This is a genomic window from Leisingera sp. ANG1, from assembly GCF_000203975.2.
Lineage (GTDB): Bacteria > Pseudomonadota > Alphaproteobacteria > Rhodobacterales > Rhodobacteraceae > Leisingera.
The window spans coordinates 657,348-674,827 of record NZ_AFCF02000001.1 but is presented as its reverse complement, the minus strand read 5'-3'; the positions used below and the strand labels follow the sequence as shown (position 1 = coordinate 674,827).

Sequence of the window (17,480 nt, the reverse complement as noted above, 5' to 3'; positions counted from 1 at the left end):
TGAAGCATTCAATAGCCCAAACGCCGCAGGGGGCACTTTTGTATGCAATAGTACACATTTTTTGATTTAAGCTGCCTCGCGCCACGCTCAAAAATGATTGATTGGCCTGTTTGCCGGCACATCATTAGACCTGAAGCCTACCAAACAGAGAAAGCGATTCATGAGATTCCTGGCGCCGATCGCGGCTGTAGTTGCACTTGCCTTGCCGGTTTACGGCCAATCCGCAGATGAGCCTGTGGTGGTTGAGCTGTACACCTCGCAAGGTTGTTCTTCCTGCCCGCCGGCCGATGCGCTGCTGCATGAGCTTGCCGCACGCGAAGATGTGCTGCCGCTGGCGCTGCATGTGGATTACTGGGATTACATCGGCTGGAAGGACGAATTCGCAAAACCCTCCCACACAAAACGGCAGAAAGGCTATGCCCACCAGGGCGGCCGCCGGATGATCTATACGCCGCAAATGATCATCATGGGGCAGGACGATGTGGTCGGGGCTGATGCGATGAAGGTGGAGGATGCAATCATCCGCCACCAGAAACAGCCGCGGCCCGTTGCGCTGACTGTGGCCCGCAGCGGCGGGGACGTGGTGATCCGGCTGCAACCAAAGGTGCAGATGCCCGAAGGCCGCTTGCTGGTGCAACTGGTGCGTTACACGCCGAAGCGGACCGTCAGCATCAAGCGTGGAGAGCTGGCCGGGCGGACGCTCAGCTATGCCAATGTGGTCGAAGACTGGCAGGTCGTGGCAGAGTGGGACGGGGCAGGCGGCCTTGAGGTCGCGGTCCCTGCGCCCGTCGGCAAGCCAGCCGCGGTTCTGGTGCAGGCTGCTCCGTTTGGCCCGGTCATTGCGGCGGCGCGAGTGGACTGACGTTCCGCGTCAGTCCGCAGCAGAGCTGGTCTGCCTGGCGGCTTTACCTACAGGCACATAAGGTTTCCAGCGGCGGTGGATCCAGAACCACTGGCCGGTATGCTTGCGCACAATCGCTTCCAGATCCGCGCTCAGCGCCTTGCTCATCGTCAGCGGGTCAGAAGGCGGCACTTCGGCATTCATCACGATCTCGAAGTCCAGACCGTTTTCCTGCCGCACCGCATAGACCGGGATCAGCGCCGCGCCGAATTTCAGTGCCAGTTCCGCAGGCACGGTGGAGGTGACGGCAGGCTTGCCGAAAAAGTCGATCAATTCGCCGCCCTGGGCGTGCAGGTCGGTGACGATGGCGGCAATGCCGCCCTTCTTCAAATGACGCACCAGCTCCACCATGCCGCGCTTGCCCTGTTCGAACATCAGGTCGTGATTGGCCTTCATGGCTTCGACATAATGTTCGTTGAAATAGGGGTTGGCCATGCGCCGGTAAAGCGACCCCATCTCGTGGCCGCGGGCGACCAGGGCCGCGCGGGCGGCATCGTAATTGCCGAAATGAGCGGTCGCCAGCAGCACCGGGCGGCCTGCTGCGCGGGCGTCTTCCAGCGCCTTCAGGCCCGGCCCGGTGATCGGCGCCTTGCGGGCACGCTCAAAGAATTCCTTGCCAGCGTAAAGCTCTGCAATCATGCGCCCGGCATTGTTGCTGACGTCCCTGTACAACTGGTCTGCGTCCAGTTCTGACAGTTCCGGGCTGACCAGTTTCAGATTGTCGCGCACCCTTTTGTGAAATCCGGCGGCACGCCCCATGGCGGTGACCAGCCGGCCCATCATCGGCACCCGAAGCCGGTAGGGCACCAGCCCGGCACCCAGAAGAAGGCCGCGCAGAAACAGGTTGCTGCCAAAGTATTTGACATGGCTCCAGGTGGAGAGCTCGGAAGGATCTGCGGGCATGGCGTCTGGATGGCTGCGGCGCGGAACTGCGCCTGGAAGCCTGCATCATACGCAGTGGCGCCGGCAGGCACAAGCAGCTCCAGCGGGCTGAAAGGCTGCGCAACTGCCAAGGCCGGCTTGCAAAGCTGTAGCCGTGCGAGGTGTCAGCCGTTGTCTTCCTCGTCTTCTTCCACCGATTTCAGCTCGATCTCTCCCGTCGCGACCAGATCGCGCATGGCACCGATTATCAGGCTGAAGGCGGCTTCGCCGTCGCTGCGCTTGACCCTGCCGCGCTCTGCAACTTCCTCGCGGATGTTGTCTGCCATCCGGCTCGACATGTTCTTGAGCAGGAATTCCGAGGTGGCCACGTCTTCCTCGTCGGTAGCAAAGGCGATTGCGGTCACCAGATCGGGCTGCGACAGCACCCGGATCAGCTTTGGCACGTCCAGCGGCTTCATCCGTTCGGCAATCAGCGCATAGGTAAAGATAGCCTTGCGCACCGAGACAGCGAAATCCTCGTCCTCTTCGTCCAGCGCGGTCAGCACCTCGTCGCGCTTGGCGGCGGCGGCTTCGGTCAGGACAGCGCCCAGGCGCTGGCCAGGGGTTTGGTCAAAGGCGAGATCAGGCCGTGCCTCGACCTGGGCGGCCAGCGACAGGCCGATGCGGTCCACGGTGTCCGGCGTTACATTGGCGGTTTGGCTGACGGCATAGGTGATGCGGCGGGCCACTGGTCCGGGCAGGTGGATCAGCATCTGCGCGGCCTTGGCAGTGTCGAGTTTGGACAGCAGAACTGCAGCCACCTCGGTGCTTTCGGCCTCTGCCAGCCCGGCCAGATCTTCGGGCGGCAGCTGTTTCAGCCGCTCCCAGGGGTCGCCGAACTGGCGCACCCCGGCTTCGCGGCGCAGGCGGCTGTGGGTGTGGCGGCTGATCTTGCCTTCCATCGCGTTCAATGCGCCGGCCAGGCCGTTGGGGAAATGCAGGCCGACATTGTCCAGCAGATCGGCAAACTCGCCCGCCACCGCATTCAGCGTTTCGCGGTCGACAATACGCATCCGGCCCATCTGTTGAGTCAGCTCCAGCTGCAGGTCGTCGGGCAGTTCTTCCAGCGGGATCTCGGCGCCTTCATTCAGCAGCAGCCGGACGATGATGGCAGCCTTGGCCTTGCCGCTGAGGCTGGCAGCCGCGGCCGGGTTTGCGACCGCGCCGCCGCCCATTCCACCACCCATGCCGCCGCCGAGGCCGCCTGCATCCAGGCCGCCCATCGGGGCGGGCGCGGCGAAATCGCCCATGTCCAGGCCGCCCATTCCGCCCATGTCGCCCCCGCCCAGATCCATCGGAAGCGCCAGCATATCGTCTTGAGGCATTCTCGCACCCTAACAAAAGATTCTTCTCAATCGTTGTGGGCAGGATAGGCCGCAAGCCGTAAAGAAAGACTGAAGCCTAGTAGCTGTAAGAGGTGCCCGTCTCCAGCGCGCTGCGCAAGGAGGCCTCAGCCCAGCTGCCGTCACCGCCGCGGGCGCGGATTTCCTTCCACTGTGCAAGAGCTGCGCCGTATTTTCCCTGTACGACAAAGCCTTGGCCCATGTAGGAACGTGCCAGGATATTGTCCGGGTCCTGCGCCAAGGCCTGATCATAATAGGCCTGCGCCAGATCCAGGTTGCCAAGTTTGCGGTGGGTGAAGCCCCAGTAGGTCAGCACCATGCTGTCGGTCTGATCGGCCATCGCGCTCAGCACTGCCTGGGCATCTTCCTGACGGCCGGCATAGGCAAGCTCGCGCGCCGCACCCAGCAGCCCTTCCTGGTTCAGCGACGACTTCCGCGGCCGAACACAGCGTTTCTTCTCCTCATCCCAGACGCGTTTGCCCTTGCAGGTCTTGGTGGTCTCGGAAGGTTTCGGAGGGTTCCAGTCGTTGCCGCTGGCGGCAAGGGCTGCAACCGGCAGGGTCAGGGCGGCGGCCAGGGCGAAAATACGCATGTCTCGTGCTCCAAATGCAAAGTTTGGCCCAGTTTAGCCGCAGAACCCGGGTTTGGATCTGTATTTTTGTTCACAAAGGCGTTTGTGTCCGCGGAACAAAAACGCCCCGCCGGAAAGGCGGGGCGTCTGGAGTTTTCAGGTCAAAACGTCTTATTCGCCGAAGACGCGCTTGAAGATCGTGTCGACATGTTTGGTGTGATAGCCCATGTCGAATTTCTCGTTGATCGCCTCTTCGCCAAGCGCCGCAACCACATCGGCGTCTGCCAGCAGCAGCTCGCGGAAGTCGACGCGCTCTTCCCAGACCTTCAGAGCGTTGCGCTGCACCATGGCATAGGCATCCTCGCGGCTGACGCCGGCTTGGGTCAGCGCCAGCAGCACCCGCTGCGACATCACCAGGCCCGGGAATTTGTTCATGTTGTCCAGCATGTTCTCCGGGAACACCAGCATCTTGTCGACAACACCGGCCAGACGGTGCAGGGCGAAGTCGAGGGTGATGGTTGCATCCGGACCGATGCCGCGCTCGACGGAGGAGTGCGAGATATCGCGCTCATGCCACAGCGCCACGTTCTCCATCGCCGGGATCACCGCCATGCGCACCAGACGCGCAAGGCCGGTCAGGTTCTCGGTCAGTACCGGGTTCTTCTTGTGCGGCATCGCCGAGGAGCCCTTCTGGCCCATCGAGAAGAATTCCGCGCCTTCCAGCACTTCGGTGCGCTGCATGTGGCGGATTTCAACAGCGACGTTCTCGATCGAGGAGGCAATCACGCCGAGGGTGGCAAAGAACATCGCGTGGCGGTCGCGCGGGATCACCTGGGTGGAGATCGGCTCCGGGCGCAGGCCCAGCTGCTCGCAGACGTGCTCTTCAACCGCCGGGTCGATGTTGGCAAAGGTGCCCACCGCGCCGGAGATCGCGCCGGTGGCAACTTCCCAGCGGGCCTTTTCCAGGCGGTTCTTGTTGCGGTCCATTTCCGCATAGAAGCGGGCAAAGGTCAGGCCCATGGTGGTCGGCTCTGCGTGAATGCCGTGGCTGCGGCCAACACGCACGGTGTTCTTGTGCTCCAGCGCGCGTTTTTTCAGCGCCGCCAGCACCTTGTCCATGCCCTCCAGCAGAATATCGGCGGCGCGCACCAGCTGCACGTTCAGGCAGGTGTCCAGAACGTCCGACGACGTCATGCCCTGGTGCACGAAGCGCGCTTCCTCAGAACCGACATGCTCCGCCAGATGGGTCAGGAAGGCGATGACGTCATGCTTGGTGACGGCCTCGATCTCGTCGATGCGGGCGACGTCGAATTCCACGTCCTTGGCTTTCCACACCGCGTCGGCGTTCTCGCGCGGGATCACGCCAAGGTTGGCCATGGCTTCGCAGGCATGCGCCTCGATCTCGTACCAGATCTTGAATTTGGTCTCGGGCGACCAGATTGCGACCATCTCGGGGCGGGAATAGCGGGGGATCATGGGCGGAGGCACCTTTATGTGATTGCGCAGCAGATGCCCGGCCTCTTAGATCAGCAAAGGCAGGACAGCAAGGCTGGGAGAGGGACATGAGGCAGATTGCCCTGATGATTGCGTTATCATCTGCGGTTTCGCCGGTTTGGGGCGGAGAATGGCGGGTGCTGAACGGGGCGGAGGTGCAGGCGGCGCTGGAAGGCCGCAGGCTGGTCTATGGCAGCGGCGCCTGGCAGGACTTCCACGTCTCGGGCCGGACGCTTTATAATGCGGGCCATGACAGCTGGGGCTACTGGGGCGTGCGGGACGGCAAATACTGCTCCACCTGGCCGCCCTCGGACTTGTGGGCCTGTTATGCGCTGGAAAGTGACGGCGAGGCCATTCGGTTTGTTGGGGAAGGCGGTGACATCACCACCGGACGGTACGCTGAGACTGCAGAGTGAGCCAGCGCGCTGATCCGCACGCTGCAAACCGGATAGTACACAGCGGATGCGAGCAGCCGTATAGAAGGGATTAGCTGCCCCGTAAATGCGCCAGCAACTGCGCGTTGCGGCAGTAGGATGGCGCCTCCGCCAGCTCTGTTGTCTCCCGCTGCAAGTCACTGCAGCCGTCCTGATTGCGGCAGGTGCTGCAGCGCAGGACCGCGCGCATGTATTTTTGGCCCTGCACTTGCGGATCGCCTGCAACCATTTCACCGTAGTCGATGCCCAGCCGGCTGGCCATGCCCTGCACCAGATCACTGCTGCGCCCGAGTTTTGCAAAAAGTCCCATGTATCTCCTCCCATGCCCGGCAGCCGCCAGGGTGGACACAGCATGAAGGGGAACGCGGAGCGGAACTTTGATGTGGCGCAAATTCAGAAGCAGTCAGGCTCTCCCGTCTGCGCTGCGGTCTTCGTGCGAAGACCTGCCGCAGTTGGGCCCGGCACCGCGCATGGCGCGGTGCCGGGCCCAAACCCGCTGATGGGGCAGGTTTCCTGCACCGTTCGGGCGCGGGAGGCCCGCCGGCGGTCCGGTATGTCAGATCGCGGGCTGCTCTGCGGCCTCTAGCCGTGTCACCACCTTGGCGCCGCTTTCCAGCGTTCGGTGCACAGGGCATTTGTCGGCGATTTCCAGCAGCCGCGCGCGCTGGTCGTCGCTTAGGGGGCCGCAGAGGCGCACGACACGGGTGAACTGATCGATCTTGGCTGGCCCGGAAGGCAAGGCATCCTGCGCATGCACCTTGTCATGGCACACATCAACGCTGATCCCCTCCAGCGGCCAACCCTTGCGGCGGGCATACATGCGCAGCGTCATCGAGGTGCAGGCGCCAAGGCCTGCCGCCACGAAACCATAGGGCGACATGCCGCGGTTGGTGCCGCCATAGGCCAGCGGCTCATCTGCAAAAGCGTGGTGATAGGGGCCGGACTGCACATCCTGCAGGAACCCCTCCGGATCCGCCTCTGTCACCCGCAGAACGCCCTCTGGCGCACCGGGCGGCGGCGCGGGCGGCGCCATTTTGACATAGCGCCCGGCCCAGGCGGCAATGACTTCGGCGGCGTATTCGGCGTCCGCCGCGCGGGAGATCAGGTGGTCGGCGTCATCCAGGGTGACAAAGCTTTTGGGATGCTTGGCGGCGGTGAAGATCGACGCGGCATTGTCGATGCTCACGGTCTCATCACGCGGCGCATGCAGCACCAGCAGCGCCGCCTTCAGCTCCGAAATCGCAGGCGCCAGCGCCTCAGCGTGGATATCGTCGACAAATTCCTTGCCGATCACAAAGGGCCGCCCGCCCAGGCAGACCTCGGCGCGGCCTTGTGCCTCAATCTCCGGCAGGGCAGCATCGAAATGATGCGAGACATGGCCCGGATCAAACGGCGCCCCCAGCGTTACCACGCCTTTGACCGAAGGGATGCCCGCCCGCGCCCGCAGCACCGCGGCACCGCCCAGCGAATGGCCGATCAGCAGCGCCGGCGCCATGCTGCGCGCGGCCAGGTACTGCGCCGCCTTGATCAGGTCCGCCACGTTGGAGCTGAAGGTGGTGTTTTCAAACTCGCCTTCCGAATGGCCCAGCCCGGTGAAATCGAACCGCAGGACCGCAATCCCCATTGCCGCCAGCCGCCCGGCAATCCGCCGCGCTGCGGGAATGTCCTTGGAGCAGGTGAAGCAATGTGCAAAGAGCGCAGTCGCCAGCACCGGCCCTTCCGGCAGGTCGAGGCGGGCAGCAAGAGTGTTTCCGGCGTAGCCGGTGAAGGTGATCCGTTCCGTGGGCATGGGCGTGGCCTTTGTTGGGTGTTCCGCATAGATTGAGCGCTTGGATGGCCACTAACAAGGCGACAGGCCGGAACGTCACGGGAAGGTGAAGGCAGATGAGCAGCAGCGTCCTCTCAGGTGTCGGATGTTACAGCCTACGAACCGCGCGCGACCGCAGCATGTGGCAGCGCCTGACGGATTTCTGCGCGGCTGAGCCGCAAGCCTTTGGCCGAAATCCGGAAACCGGGCACGTGACTGGCTCTGCCTTCGTGTTGTCACAGGACATGCAATGCGTGCTGCTGACCCATCACAAGAAGCTCAACCGATGGTTCCAACTGGGCGGTCATTGCGACGGCATCGCCGACGTGCCGTTTGTGGCGCTGAAGGAAGCCTATGAGGAAAGCGGGCTCAAACGGATCAGGCCGCTGTCGGCGCTGGTGTTCGACGTCGACATTCACGAAATCCCTCAGAACGCAAAAGAATGTGCGCATTTGCACTACGATGTGCGTTACCTGTTTCAGGCTGAGGCGGGAGAGATTGCAGCCAGCGGAGAATCCCACGCCCTGGCTTGGGTGCCGCTCAGCCAGCTGGAAGAAGTCACAGATTCGCCCGGCGTTCTGGTGCTGCGTGACAAGCTGGAACTGTTCCTGAAGACCCATTGCTAAGCGGTGGCGCCTGACGGCGCCGCAGGCTGTCCCGGCCCCTCCTTGCGGGAGGGACCGGCTGTTTTGTTCAAACCTCCCCCAGCAGCGCCTTGTCGAAGGGATAGCTGGTCAGGTTCTCATAGCCGTCTTCGGTGATCAGAACCTGGTCTTCCAGTTTGATGGAGAAATCGCCGCCCTCAGGCGACACCAGCGCCTCGACGCACAGCACCATGCCCGGTTCCAGCTCATAGTCAAAGGCGCCCTCGACCATCTGGTCCGGATAGGCCACCAGAGGCCATTCATCGCACAGGCCGACGCCGTGCATCATGCAGCCGTATTTCTGCTTCTGGAACTGGTCGTCCAAGGGGTGGCAACCGCGCGACAGCTCCTGAATGTTCACACCGGGCTGGAGCATCTCCATGTTGTGGCGGATATGCTCCAGCCCGTGCTGCATGGCATAGATCATGTCGGGCCGCGGCTTTTCATCGCCGACCCACCAGCTGCGCGAGATGTCGATACAGATCCCGTAGGAGCCGACCAGATCGGTGTCAAAACTGATCATCTCGTTGTTCTGGATGATCCGGGGGCCGCATTCCTGGAACCACGGGTTGGTGCGCGGGCCGGATGCCAGCAGCCGGGTCTCAATCCATTCACCGCCGCGGCGGATGTTTTCCGCGTGCAGCACCGCCCAAACGTCATCCTCTGAGATATTGCCGCCAGGCACTTGTTCACGCGCGAATTTTTCCATTGCGGCCACCGCGGTTTCGCAGGCGTGATGGGCGCAGCGCATCGCCAGGATCTCGTCCGGGCCTTTCACCGCGCGGCATTTCTCAGTCAGCTCCTCGCCGGGGAAGATCTCCAGGCCCTGCGCCTCAAGTGCGCGCAGTCCGTGCAGCATCACCTTGTCCACCGCCAGCCGCTTGTTGCTGCCGCTGTGCTCTTCCATCAGGATGCGCACTTCGTTGGAGAACTTGTCGGCGGCCACGTCGATCTTGTCGCCGCGGTCGAAGTAGAACAGATCGGCGCCCGCACGCTGTTCGCGCACCAGCGGGTTGAACTCGCTGAGGAACGGCGACTGCTTGTAATCCCACAGCACCATATAGCCGTCAGCGCAGATCAGGAGCGCCCGGAACGGGTTGTGGGTGTTCCACAGCTGCATGTTGGTGCTGTCTGTGGCGTAGCGGATGTTCAGTGGATCGAACACCAGGAGGCCGCCATAGCCGCGGTCATTGATGAAACGCGTCAGCCGCTCCCAGCGGAAACTGCGCAGCGCCTGCAGGTCGGGCAGCTGCAGCCCGGCTTCGGCCCATTCGCCAAAAGCCAGCTGAGTCGGGCCGATCTCCACCCGGTCATTGTCGTTCGGGGTGTTGTCGCCCAATTTGGCGCCGCGGGTCGGGTCGATCTTGCGGATGTCGCGGTAATGCTCGTTCATGCCGGGAAGTCCTTGCTGCACAGTCCTGTACAATGTGCAGCAAGGGGCAGGGCGGATTCGCCGCTGAAAGCGACGGATTCAACCGTCGTTTCTGACCAAACAAGGGGGGACGCGGACCACAACGGGCCTTTGTCAGCTAAGCGGCTGCTCAGGTCCTACGGCACCAGCGGCCGGGCGGCCTGCACCATTCCGGCGCTCTCCAAGAACAGGAACAGGGCGGTCAGAAGCAGCAGGTGGCTGATGAAACGCAGGCGGCGCGGGCCGGTCAGCGACAGCGCTGCCAAGGCCGAGGCCTGCAGCTGGCGCCCCCAGTTGCTGCGCAGGCCCGAGGCCGAAACAGAGGCGCGCAAACCTGCCCAGGACTTGCCGGATGCCGCCGCAACAGCATGAGCTGCCTTGCGCATTCTCGCTTCCTGAAAGGCAAGGTCGCAATGGGCATCCAGCGCGCGCGCTGTCTGGTCCACCGGGGTAAAGCAGTCTCTGCCGCGGGGCCGGGGCTGCACGCTCCGGGCCATCTGCGGAACCGACGCAGCTGCATCGGACGCGGCAGCCGGCACCGCGGCAACAGGCTGCTCAGCGCTGCGGGATTGGGGATCAAAGGCGCTCAGAAACTGTTCGCAGGTCAGGGCAACTTCGGTGTCGAGCCATTCGACAAAAGCAGCCTCTACCCTATCCAGGAGGCGCCGCAATGTTTCTGCCAAGAGCAGTTCAGAAATCTCCTGATCGCAGTAGCCGGGGTAAACCGGGGACAGCGACAATTCCAGCAGCGCCGAGGGCTGCATGACGCTGCCTGGCAGCTTGGCTGTCCGGCGCAGGGGAACCCGGCGCAGGCGCACGGTCACCAGGTAGTGATCGCTTTGCAGCCTCGCGGTGTTTTCCGCACGGGCCTCAATCGTTTCTGCCGGGTGGCCGAAGTCATCCAGCGTGTCGACAACTGCTGTCACCGCATCCGAAAGGGTTTTGCTGTCGCGGCTTTCCAGCCCAAGCCGTCCTGTATATTGCACGTTCTCTGCCACTGTCCGGATCCTCCATTCAGGGTGCCGTCAGAGAAACAATAAAATTTGAACTAGTTAAAAGTGGGGCGGGCCTGGACAATATTCTGAGCCCGGGCGCGCCGGACCGCGTTGAATTGCGGCAGGATGCATCGCTCTGAATTTAAACAAATAATTTGGAAATTCCCCGTGTCCGGTGGCTGGATTGCGGCTCAACTGTGGCGGCTTGCGGTCACATTGATGCCCCAAGGCCTACAATGACGCGGGAATCGCACCGACTGTTTTTCACCCTTGGGACGGAAACGCCCAGCGCCCGCCAGAGGGCGGGCGCTGAAACTTACAACCGTTGCTGGCCAGGTGTGCTCAGCCGTCGATCTGGCGACCCATGATCGCCAGCGACTGCTGGTACACGGTGGCGGCATTCCACTCCTTCAGAACCCGGTAGTTCGGCTCGCCCTGCTGGTAGCCCTTGCCGGGTTTCCAGCCCTTCTGGCGCAGGTAGTTGGCGGTGGAGGCGAGCGCATCGCCCATGTTGTAGAAATCCACCCTTCCATTGCCGTCCCAATCGACACCGTATTGCAGCGCATTGCCGGGCAGGAACTGGGTATGGCCCAGCTCGCCGTGTTTGGCGCCCAGCGTGCCCGGCGTGATGGCACCCTGATCCACCAGCTTCAGCGCCCCCAGCGCATGCGGGCGGAAGAAGTCGGAGCGGCGGCAGTCATAGGTCAGCGTCACGATGGCAGACACCACCTGGCTGTCACCCATGTAATTGCCAAAGGCGGTTTCCATTCCGTGGATGGCAATCAGCACACCTGCCGGCACACCGTATTTGCGTTCAAGCGCGGCATAGAAATCCCGATTGCGCGCCTTGCGCTTGCGGCCCTGCGCCACGATGGTGGCGGAGCCGCGGATCTGCATGAATTTTTCCAGCGAGTATTTGAAGCTCTTTTGATTGCGGTCAGCCGAAATGGTGCGGCGCGCATATTGCGCATTGGCTAGCGCCTGCAGTCCCGCCTTGCGCACGCCCGCCCGCTGGGCCTCGGCGCTGAACGCCTGTTTCCAGGCATCAAACCCGGCAGAGGTATTGCCGCAGGTGGCGGCAATAGCAGGGGAAGCAAGCAGGACGGAAATCAGGGCAGGGGCCAGCAGACGGCGCATGAAGTAATCTCTCGAAATGTGACTCGTGACTTGCAGCCTAACGCGCCGGCAGCGCATGTCTAACGGGAAAAGCCGTGATTGCTTCCCAGTTGCCTAGGCAAAGGCCGTTCCCGCGGCCAGAGCCAGCCCGTCCGCAACCGCGGTCATCGCATTTCCCGTTTCCAGCCGGGCATTTGGGCACAGCGCGCGCATTTCCGCCTGCACCGCGGCCAACAGCGAAGAGCCGCCGACCAGAACAATCCGCTCCACGTTCATCGCTTCAATCCCGGCCTGCGCCAGGGTCTCAGCCGCGCAGGTGCCAATGGCCGCGGTCTGCTCCATCAGCGTCTGGGTCATTCCAGCGGCATCCAGCGGCACAGACAACCCGCGCTCCAGCAGCTTCAGGTCAATTTGAGCCGCCGCATCAGTGCCATTGGCGCGGATCTTGCCGTGCTCAACGGCAAAGGCCAGCTCGTGGCCCAGCTCATCCTCCAGAACGTCCACCAGCCGCGCCAGTTTCTCCGGCTCCACTGCATTGGCGGCCAGATCCTTTGCTGCGCGGCGGCTTTCCGGCGCATAGAGAAAGGGGATCATCTGCCAAGTGGCCAGATCGTTGAACAGCCGGTTCGGCGCGGGCAGGGTCCCGCCGCCGAAGCTGTTTCGGATCTGGCTGCCCCGGCCCAGCAGAGGCATCACATGGCGAATGCTCAGCTGCCGGTCGAAATCTGTGCCCCCCAGCCGGACCCCGTGCGAGGCGAGGATGCGGGTTGCCCCATCTTTCCCCTGTTCAAACGCGGTGAAGTCAGAGGTGCCGCCACCGATATCAACAATCAGCCCCAGACCCGGCGCCGGTGCAGCGGCGCGCAACGCTGCCTCGGGCTCATGCATGAACAGAACATCCTGAAATCCGGCTGCCAGATAGCAGGCGCGCAGGTCCTTTTCTGCCTGCACGTTGCGGTCTTCATCCTTGGAATGAAACCGCACCGGCCGCCCCGACAGCGCGTGGGTGAACTCCATATGCGTTGCTGCTTCGGCCCGCCGTTTCATCTCCGCCAGGAACCGCGCGATCAGGGTGGCAAAGCTCAGCCGCTCGCCGCCCAGCCGCCGCTCTTCTTGCAGCAGCGGCGTGCCCAGCAGGCTTTTCAGCGCCCGCATGAACCGGCCCTCGTCGCCATTGATCAGCGCCCGCGTGGCGCTGTGGCCGATCCGCATGGTGCGGCTGCCCTCCTCAAAGAACACCGCGGTGGGCAGCGTCTGCTCGCCCGGCTCCATCTCCACCAGCCAGGGGCGGCCCGCAACCGCAATGCCGGCGGCCGAGTTGGAGGTGCCAAAGTCTATGCCAAGGGTGTTCGGGGCGGTCATTGCGCAGGCTCCTGTCTGCCAAGCTGAGCCGCGCTGAATACGGAATGCCTGCCCCAAGAGCAAGGCCGCCAATTGAAAAGGGCGCCCCTGAGGGACGCCCTTTCCGTGTCTGGTCTGTCAGCTTAGCAGCTGTAGTACATGCCGAACTCAACCGGGTGCGGGGTGTGCTCGTACTTGTGGACCTCTTCCATCTTCAGCTCGATGTAGCCGTCGATCTGGTCTTTGGTGAACACGTCGCCCTGCAGCAGGAAGTCGTGGTCGGCCGCCAGCGCGTCCATGGCTTCACGCAGGGAGCCGCAGACGGTCGGGATGCCTTCCAGCTCTTCGGCCGGCAGATCGTACAGGTTCTTGTCCATGGCTTCGCCCGGATCGATCTTGTTCTTGATGCCGTCCAGGCCGGCCATCAGCAGCGCGGCAAAGCACAGGTAGGGGTTCGCCGCCGGATCGGGGAAACGGGCCTCGACGCGCTTGGCTTTCGGGCTTTCGGTCCACGGAATACGCACGCAGCCCGAACGGTTGCGGGCGGAGTAAGCGCGCAGAACCGGTGCTTCAAAGCCCGGGATCAGGCGCTTGTAGGAGTTGGTGGACGGGTTGGTGAAGGCATTCAGGGTCTTGGAATGCTTCAGGATGCCGCCGATGAAATACAGGGCTTCCTGGGACAGGTCGGCGTATTTGTCGCCTGCAAACAGCGGCTTGCCGTCTTTCCAGATCGACATGTTGACGTGCATGCCGGAGCCGTTGTCGCCATAGATCGGCTTCGGCATGAAGGTTGCCGACTTGCCATAGGCGTGCGCCACGTTGTGGATCACGTATTTGTACTTCTGCAGCTCGTCCGCCTGTTTGGTCAGGGAGTCAAAGATCAGGCCCAGCTCGTGCTGGCAGGACGCCACTTCGTGGTGGTGCTTGTCGACCTTCATGCCCAGACGCTTCATGGTCGACAGCATCTCGGAACGCAGGTCCTGCGCTTCGTCGGTCGGGTTCACCGGGAAGTAGCCGCCCTTCAGGCCCGGGCGGTGGCCCATGTTGCCCATTTCGAACTCAGCGTCGGTGTTCCAGGAGCCGTCGGTTGCGTCAACCTCGTAGGACACCTTGTTGATGGTGTTGGAGTAGCGCACGTCGTCGAACAGGAAGAATTCCGCTTCCGGACCCATGTAGGCCACATCGCCGATGCCGGAGGACTTCAGATAGGCTTCCGCCTTCTGGGCGGTGCCGCGCGGATCGCGCTCGTAGCTCTCGCCGGTGTCGGGCTCAACGATGGAGCAATGGATGCAGAGGGTCTTCTCGGCATAGAACGGGTCGATGTAGGCGGAGGTGGTGTCCGGCATCAGTTTCATGTCGGAGTTTTCGATCGACTTCCAGCCGGCGATCGAGGAGCCGTCGAACATGAAGCCTTCTTCCAGGAAGTCTTCGTCCACCAGGTCCACGTCCACGGTCACGTGCTGCAGCTTGCCGCGCACGTCGGTGAAACGGATGTCGACATAGGCGATGTCTTCGTCTTTGAGTTGCTTGAGAACTGCGTCTGCGCTCATTCCCTCGGTCCTTCTGATTTAGATGTCAGGATATTCGTTGAATTCGTTTACAGCGCGTCCGGGCCGGTCTCGCCGGTACGGATGCGGATCGCTTGCTCGACGGGCGAGACAAAGATCTTGCCGTCGCCGATCTTGTCGGTCTTGGCGGCATCGACAATGGCCTCGATTGCCTGGTCGACCTGATCGTCGTCCAGCACCACCTCGACCTTTACCTTGGGCAGGAAGTCGACCACATATTCGGCGCCGCGGTAGAGCTCGGTGTGGCCCTTCTGGCGGCCAAAGCCCTTGACCTCGATAACGGAAAGACCCTGGACGCCGACGTCCTGCAACGCTTCCTTCACCTCATCCAGTTTAAAAGGCTTGATGATGGCTTCGATCTTTTTCATGCCTGGGCTCCTCGCAAGCTTGTTGGGGGTGTCATTTCACTTCTAAATGAAGGCAGCAATGCAGGAGGCTGCGGCTGCGGCAATTGCGGGCAGGATTTGATCGGGTCTGCCTAAAAATTAAGCACTGCGCCCGGAAAATGCGCAGAATTGAATCGGGGAAGGGCAAAATATGACCGAACTGCTGACCGCAGCCCAGATGCGGGCGATTGAGCAGGCCGCCATCGCGTCCGGCGAGGTGACCGGGCTGGAGCTGATGGAGCGGGCCGGGCAGGGGGTGGTCGAGGCCATCTTCGAAGAGTGGCCGGAACTGGCGGAGCCTGTTGAAGCCGAGCGAGGGGCCAGCCCCTCGCGCTCCCCGGAGTATTTGCAGAAAGATGAAACGCCGCGCCGGGCGGTGGTGCTGTGCGGGCCGGGTAACAACGGCGGCGACGGCTTTGTGGTAGCGCGGCTCTTGAAGGCGCGCGGCTGGAAGGTGGAGGCGTTTCTGTATGGAGACCCGGACAAGCTGCCGCCGGATGCGAAGGTGAATTATGAGCGGTGGCGGGAGCTGGGAGAGGTGGCAGACCTGACGGCCGAAGCCGTGGGAAAGGGGCCAAGGCCTGTTTTGCTGCTGGATGCAATGTTTGGGACCGGGCTGTCACGCGCCATTCCGCTGGAGTTGGCTAACGCGCATCACTGTTTGGAAATGCGCGATGTCGGTGGTGTTCACCGGTGGCGCGTTCCTTATTACCGGGTGGCGCTTGATTGCCCCTCCGGTCTTGATTGCGACAGCGGGAAGTTCCTCCTTCCGGAGGCGCCTACGGAAACCGGAAATGAAGAGAAGGATTTGGAGGAAAAGTGGAGTTGGTGGGAGAACGATGCCTCACGTCGTCTCCTGCGCTCTGACCTTACAGTCACTTTTCATCGCCGAAAGATTGCTCACGGCTTGGATGGCGGTCTGGGCAAAGTAGTCGTTGCGGATATCGGGCTTGGAAAAGAGGATCGGCATCCTGCTCATCTTCTTCTGAAACAAGGTGATAGGGGAGTTCAGCTTCTCGACATTGATCGCCGAAGTAAAAAGGCGACTTCAATCGCCTGGCCCGGCGGGTCGTTGAAAAAAAATGGTAACTTCGATCACAAATACACCCATGGCCACGCCCTCGTCCTCTCCGGCGGCCATGGCAAAACCGGCGCGGCGCGTCTCGCCGCCCGCGGCGCGCTGCGGATCGGGGCCGGGCTGGTCACCGTCGGCTCGCCGCGCTCGGCAATGTTCGAAAACGCCGCCAATCTGACCGCCATCATGCTGCGCCAGATCGACGGCGCGCATGGGGTCAGCGAACTCTTGGAGGACGAACGTTTCAACGCGGTCTGCCTCGGCCCGGGCCTCGGGCGCGGCGCCGACACGCAGGCAGTGGTGATGGCGGTCCTGAAGGAAAACCGCGCCACTGTGCTGGATGCCGATGCGCTCACAAGGTTTGAGCTGAAGCCGCAAGCGCTGTTCGACCTGCTGCATGAGAACTGCGTCCTCACCCCGCATGGCGGCGAATTTGCCAAGCTGTTCCCGGACCTGGCAGAAAAACTGAACGCGCCCGCCACCACCGGCCCCGCCTATTCCAAGGTCGACGCCACCCGCGAGGCCGCCAAACGCGCAGGCTGCGTGGTATTGTTCAAGGGACCAGACACGGTGATTGCCGCGCCGGACGGGCGCTGTTCTGTCAATTCCGCCCATTACGAGCGCTCCGCGCCCTGGCTCGCCACTGCCGGATCGGGTGACGTGCTGGCAGGCTTCATCACCGGGCTGATGGCACGCGGTTTCGGTCCGATGCAGGCAGCAGAGACCGCCGCCTATATCCACGTCGAATGCGCGCTGGAGTTCGGCCCCGGCCTGATCGCCGAGGACCTGCCGGAGCAGATCCCCGCCGTGTTCCGCAAACTGGGCCTCTAAGGCTCAGGCTGCCGGGCGCAGGTCCTCTTGCGGCGCGGCGGCTGCGGCCAGTTCCAATCCGCCTGCATAAATCACATGCGGGCGGGAGAACTCCAGCACCGTCAGATCCATCATCTGCAGGCCCAGGTCGCGGATGAATTCGCCATCCACCAGCTCATAGGCCGGCACCACAGCCTGCGGCTGGCCGAACATCGCCTTGGCGCGCCAGTCGCGCACGAGGATGCGCTGATCCCAGGGCACCACCAGATCGCTGTCGGCGCGCATGTCGCCCAGCGAACCGGCTGCAAAACACACCGCCTGCAGCATTGCGCGGCGGGTCCGCACCCCTTCCACCTGCGCCATTCCTTGCGTGCGGGTGATCAGGCTGTCCCCGGATTTGAGCTCTTCAGCCGCGCGCTCGCCCTCGCGGGTCAGCACGATGGTGCCGCGCAAAAGGCTGATGTTCTGGCTGCCTTGATACAGACGCCGGGGCTGTGCCTGGACACGCATCGCCAATTGCGCGCGCAGGGCCGCATTTCCAAAAGGTTTCATATTGTTGCTCGCTGTGTCTGCCTCAGACTTTTTTCCCAAACTACCGCACAAGCGGATTCCGCGCCCAGCCCTTTTGCGCGAAAACCCGCCGATTGTTGCGATATTCCGGAC

General features: G+C 62.7%; 17 protein-coding genes. 4 read left to right on the top strand and 13 right to left on the bottom strand.

Annotation, left to right across the window (positions count from 1 at the left end; all coding sequences use genetic code 11):
- Positions 1–160 precede the first annotated feature (160 nt).
- Entirely contained in the window at positions 161–862 is a 702-nt protein-coding gene (locus GC1_RS03320; RefSeq protein ID WP_019295463.1) for a DUF1223 domain-containing protein, read from the top strand.
- 9 nt (positions 863–871) lie between these two features.
- On the opposite strand, the gene GC1_RS03315 is transcribed toward GC1_RS03320, so the two are convergent.
- The 4 genes from GC1_RS03315 to purB all read right to left on the bottom strand — a co-directional run bounded on the left by GC1_RS03315 (position 872) and on the right by purB (position 5,212).
- Positions 872–1,804: a lysophospholipid acyltransferase family protein gene (locus GC1_RS03315; RefSeq protein ID WP_019295464.1), complete on the bottom strand. Its 933-nt coding sequence runs from the start codon at positions 1,802–1,804 to the stop codon at positions 872–874.
- Positions 1,805–1,947: 143 nt separating this feature from the next.
- Positions 1,948–3,147 carry a flagellar motor switch protein FliG gene (locus GC1_RS03310; protein WP_029204743.1) on the bottom strand — a complete coding sequence of 400 codons (1,200 nt, stop codon included), beginning with the start codon at positions 3,145–3,147 and terminating at the stop codon, positions 1,948–1,950.
- 76 nt (positions 3,148–3,223) lie between these two features.
- Positions 3,224–3,757 carry a tetratricopeptide repeat protein gene (locus tag GC1_RS03305; RefSeq protein WP_019295466.1) on the bottom strand — a complete coding sequence of 178 codons (534 nt, stop codon included), beginning with the start codon at positions 3,755–3,757 and terminating at the stop codon, positions 3,224–3,226.
- 150 nt (positions 3,758–3,907) lie between these two features.
- Entirely contained in the window at positions 3,908–5,212 is a 1,305-nt protein-coding gene (purB, locus tag GC1_RS03300) for an adenylosuccinate lyase (RefSeq protein WP_019295467.1), read from the bottom strand.
- Positions 5,213–5,298: 86 nt separating this feature from the next.
- Here purB and GC1_RS03295 point away from each other — a divergent pair, with 86 nt between their 5' ends.
- Positions 5,299–5,646: a hypothetical protein gene (locus GC1_RS03295; RefSeq protein WP_019295468.1), complete on the top strand. Its 348-nt coding sequence runs from the start codon at positions 5,299–5,301 to the stop codon at positions 5,644–5,646.
- A 70-nt stretch (positions 5,647–5,716) separates the two neighbouring features.
- Here the strand turns inward: GC1_RS03295 and GC1_RS03290 are convergent, their stop codons facing one another.
- Together GC1_RS03290 and GC1_RS03285 are read right to left on the bottom strand one after the other, a co-directional pair.
- A complete protein-coding gene (locus GC1_RS03290; RefSeq protein ID WP_019295469.1) occupies positions 5,717–5,974 on the bottom strand; it encodes a DUF6455 family protein in 258 nt (85 codons plus the stop codon).
- 246 nt (positions 5,975–6,220) lie between these two features.
- Positions 6,221–7,453, bottom strand: coding sequence for a bifunctional alpha/beta hydrolase/OsmC family protein (locus GC1_RS03285; protein WP_019295470.1), 1,233 nt, complete (start codon positions 7,451–7,453; stop codon positions 6,221–6,223).
- Between the two features lie 95 nt (positions 7,454–7,548).
- Here GC1_RS03285 and GC1_RS03280 point away from each other — a divergent pair, with 95 nt between their 5' ends.
- A complete protein-coding gene (locus tag GC1_RS03280; RefSeq protein WP_019295471.1) occupies positions 7,549–8,097 on the top strand; it encodes an NUDIX hydrolase in 549 nt (182 codons plus the stop codon).
- A gap of 67 nt (positions 8,098–8,164) precedes the next feature.
- On the opposite strand, the gene dddP is transcribed toward GC1_RS03280, so the two are convergent.
- The 6 genes from dddP to GC1_RS03250 all read right to left on the bottom strand — a co-directional run bounded on the left by dddP (position 8,165) and on the right by GC1_RS03250 (position 14,914).
- Positions 8,165–9,508 (bottom strand): dimethylsulfonioproprionate lyase DddP, encoded by a 1,344-nt coding sequence (gene dddP / locus GC1_RS03275; protein WP_019295472.1) that lies wholly within the window; start codon positions 9,506–9,508, stop codon positions 8,165–8,167.
- 155 nt (positions 9,509–9,663) lie between these two features.
- On the bottom strand, positions 9,664–10,524 hold the full coding sequence (locus tag GC1_RS03270) for a hypothetical protein (RefSeq protein WP_019295473.1): 861 nt from the start codon (positions 10,522–10,524) through the stop codon (positions 9,664–9,666).
- Positions 10,525–10,863: 339 nt separating this feature from the next.
- Positions 10,864–11,658, bottom strand: a complete 795-nt coding sequence (locus GC1_RS03265) for a lytic murein transglycosylase (protein WP_019295474.1) — start codon at positions 11,656–11,658, stop codon at positions 10,864–10,866.
- Between the two features lie 93 nt (positions 11,659–11,751).
- Positions 11,752–12,999, bottom strand: a complete 1,248-nt coding sequence (locus GC1_RS03260; protein ID WP_019295475.1) for an Hsp70 family protein — start codon at positions 12,997–12,999, stop codon at positions 11,752–11,754.
- A gap of 122 nt (positions 13,000–13,121) precedes the next feature.
- Positions 13,122–14,528, bottom strand: a complete 1,407-nt coding sequence (gene glnA / locus GC1_RS03255) for a type I glutamate--ammonia ligase (protein ID WP_019295476.1) — start codon at positions 14,526–14,528, stop codon at positions 13,122–13,124.
- Between the two features lie 47 nt (positions 14,529–14,575).
- Positions 14,576–14,914, bottom strand: a complete 339-nt coding sequence (locus tag GC1_RS03250) for a P-II family nitrogen regulator (protein WP_008554830.1) — start codon at positions 14,912–14,914, stop codon at positions 14,576–14,578.
- A 169-nt stretch (positions 14,915–15,083) separates the two neighbouring features.
- Here GC1_RS03250 and GC1_RS03245 point away from each other — a divergent pair, with 169 nt between their 5' ends.
- A complete protein-coding gene (locus GC1_RS03245; RefSeq protein ID WP_019295477.1) occupies positions 15,084–16,838 on the top strand; it encodes an NAD(P)H-hydrate dehydratase in 1,755 nt (584 codons plus the stop codon).
- Positions 16,839–16,841: 3 nt separating this feature from the next.
- On the opposite strand, the gene GC1_RS03240 is transcribed toward GC1_RS03245, so the two are convergent.
- Positions 16,842–17,369 carry a Hint domain-containing protein gene (locus GC1_RS03240; RefSeq protein ID WP_019295478.1) on the bottom strand — a complete coding sequence of 176 codons (528 nt, stop codon included), beginning with the start codon at positions 17,367–17,369 and terminating at the stop codon, positions 16,842–16,844.
- Positions 17,370–17,480: the final 111 nt, after the last annotated feature.

What these genes read in the sequence shown, in the direction of transcription:
- dddP (WP_019295472.1), bottom strand. Translation starts at nt 9,508, where the DNA reads ATGAACGAGCATTACCGCGACATCCGCAAGATCGACCCGACCCGCGGC.
- GC1_RS03250 (WP_008554830.1), bottom strand. Translation starts at nt 14,914, where the DNA reads ATGAAAAAGATCGAAGCCATCATCAAGCCTTTTAAACTGGATGAGGTG.
- GC1_RS03310 (WP_029204743.1), bottom strand. Translation starts at nt 3,147, where the DNA reads ATGCCTCAAGACGATATGCTGGCGCTTCCGATGGATCTGGGCGGGGGC.
- GC1_RS03260 (WP_019295475.1), bottom strand. Translation starts at nt 12,999, where the DNA reads ATGACCGCCCCGAACACCCTTGGCATAGACTTTGGCACCTCCAACTCG.
- GC1_RS03240 (WP_019295478.1), bottom strand. Translation starts at nt 17,369, where the DNA reads ATGAAACCTTTTGGAAATGCGGCCCTGCGCGCGCAATTGGCGATGCGT.
- glnA (WP_019295476.1), bottom strand. Translation starts at nt 14,528, where the DNA reads ATGAGCGCAGACGCAGTTCTCAAGCAACTCAAAGACGAAGACATCGCC.
- GC1_RS03290 (WP_019295469.1), bottom strand. Translation starts at nt 5,974, where the DNA reads ATGGGACTTTTTGCAAAACTCGGGCGCAGCAGTGATCTGGTGCAGGGC.
- GC1_RS03320 (WP_019295463.1), top strand. Translation starts at nt 161, where the DNA reads ATGAGATTCCTGGCGCCGATCGCGGCTGTAGTTGCACTTGCCTTGCCG.
- GC1_RS03285 (WP_019295470.1), bottom strand. Translation starts at nt 7,453, where the DNA reads ATGCCCACGGAACGGATCACCTTCACCGGCTACGCCGGAAACACTCTT.
- GC1_RS03315 (WP_019295464.1), bottom strand. Translation starts at nt 1,804, where the DNA reads ATGCCCGCAGATCCTTCCGAGCTCTCCACCTGGAGCCATGTCAAATAC.
- GC1_RS03245 (WP_019295477.1), top strand. Translation starts at nt 15,084, where the DNA reads ATGACCGAACTGCTGACCGCAGCCCAGATGCGGGCGATTGAGCAGGCC.
- GC1_RS03295 (WP_019295468.1), top strand. Translation starts at nt 5,299, where the DNA reads ATGAGGCAGATTGCCCTGATGATTGCGTTATCATCTGCGGTTTCGCCG.
- GC1_RS03265 (WP_019295474.1), bottom strand. Translation starts at nt 11,658, where the DNA reads ATGCGCCGTCTGCTGGCCCCTGCCCTGATTTCCGTCCTGCTTGCTTCC.
- purB (WP_019295467.1), bottom strand. Translation starts at nt 5,212, where the DNA reads ATGATCCCCCGCTATTCCCGCCCCGAGATGGTCGCAATCTGGTCGCCC.
- GC1_RS03280 (WP_019295471.1), top strand. Translation starts at nt 7,549, where the DNA reads ATGAGCAGCAGCGTCCTCTCAGGTGTCGGATGTTACAGCCTACGAACC.
- GC1_RS03305 (WP_019295466.1), bottom strand. Translation starts at nt 3,757, where the DNA reads ATGCGTATTTTCGCCCTGGCCGCCGCCCTGACCCTGCCGGTTGCAGCC.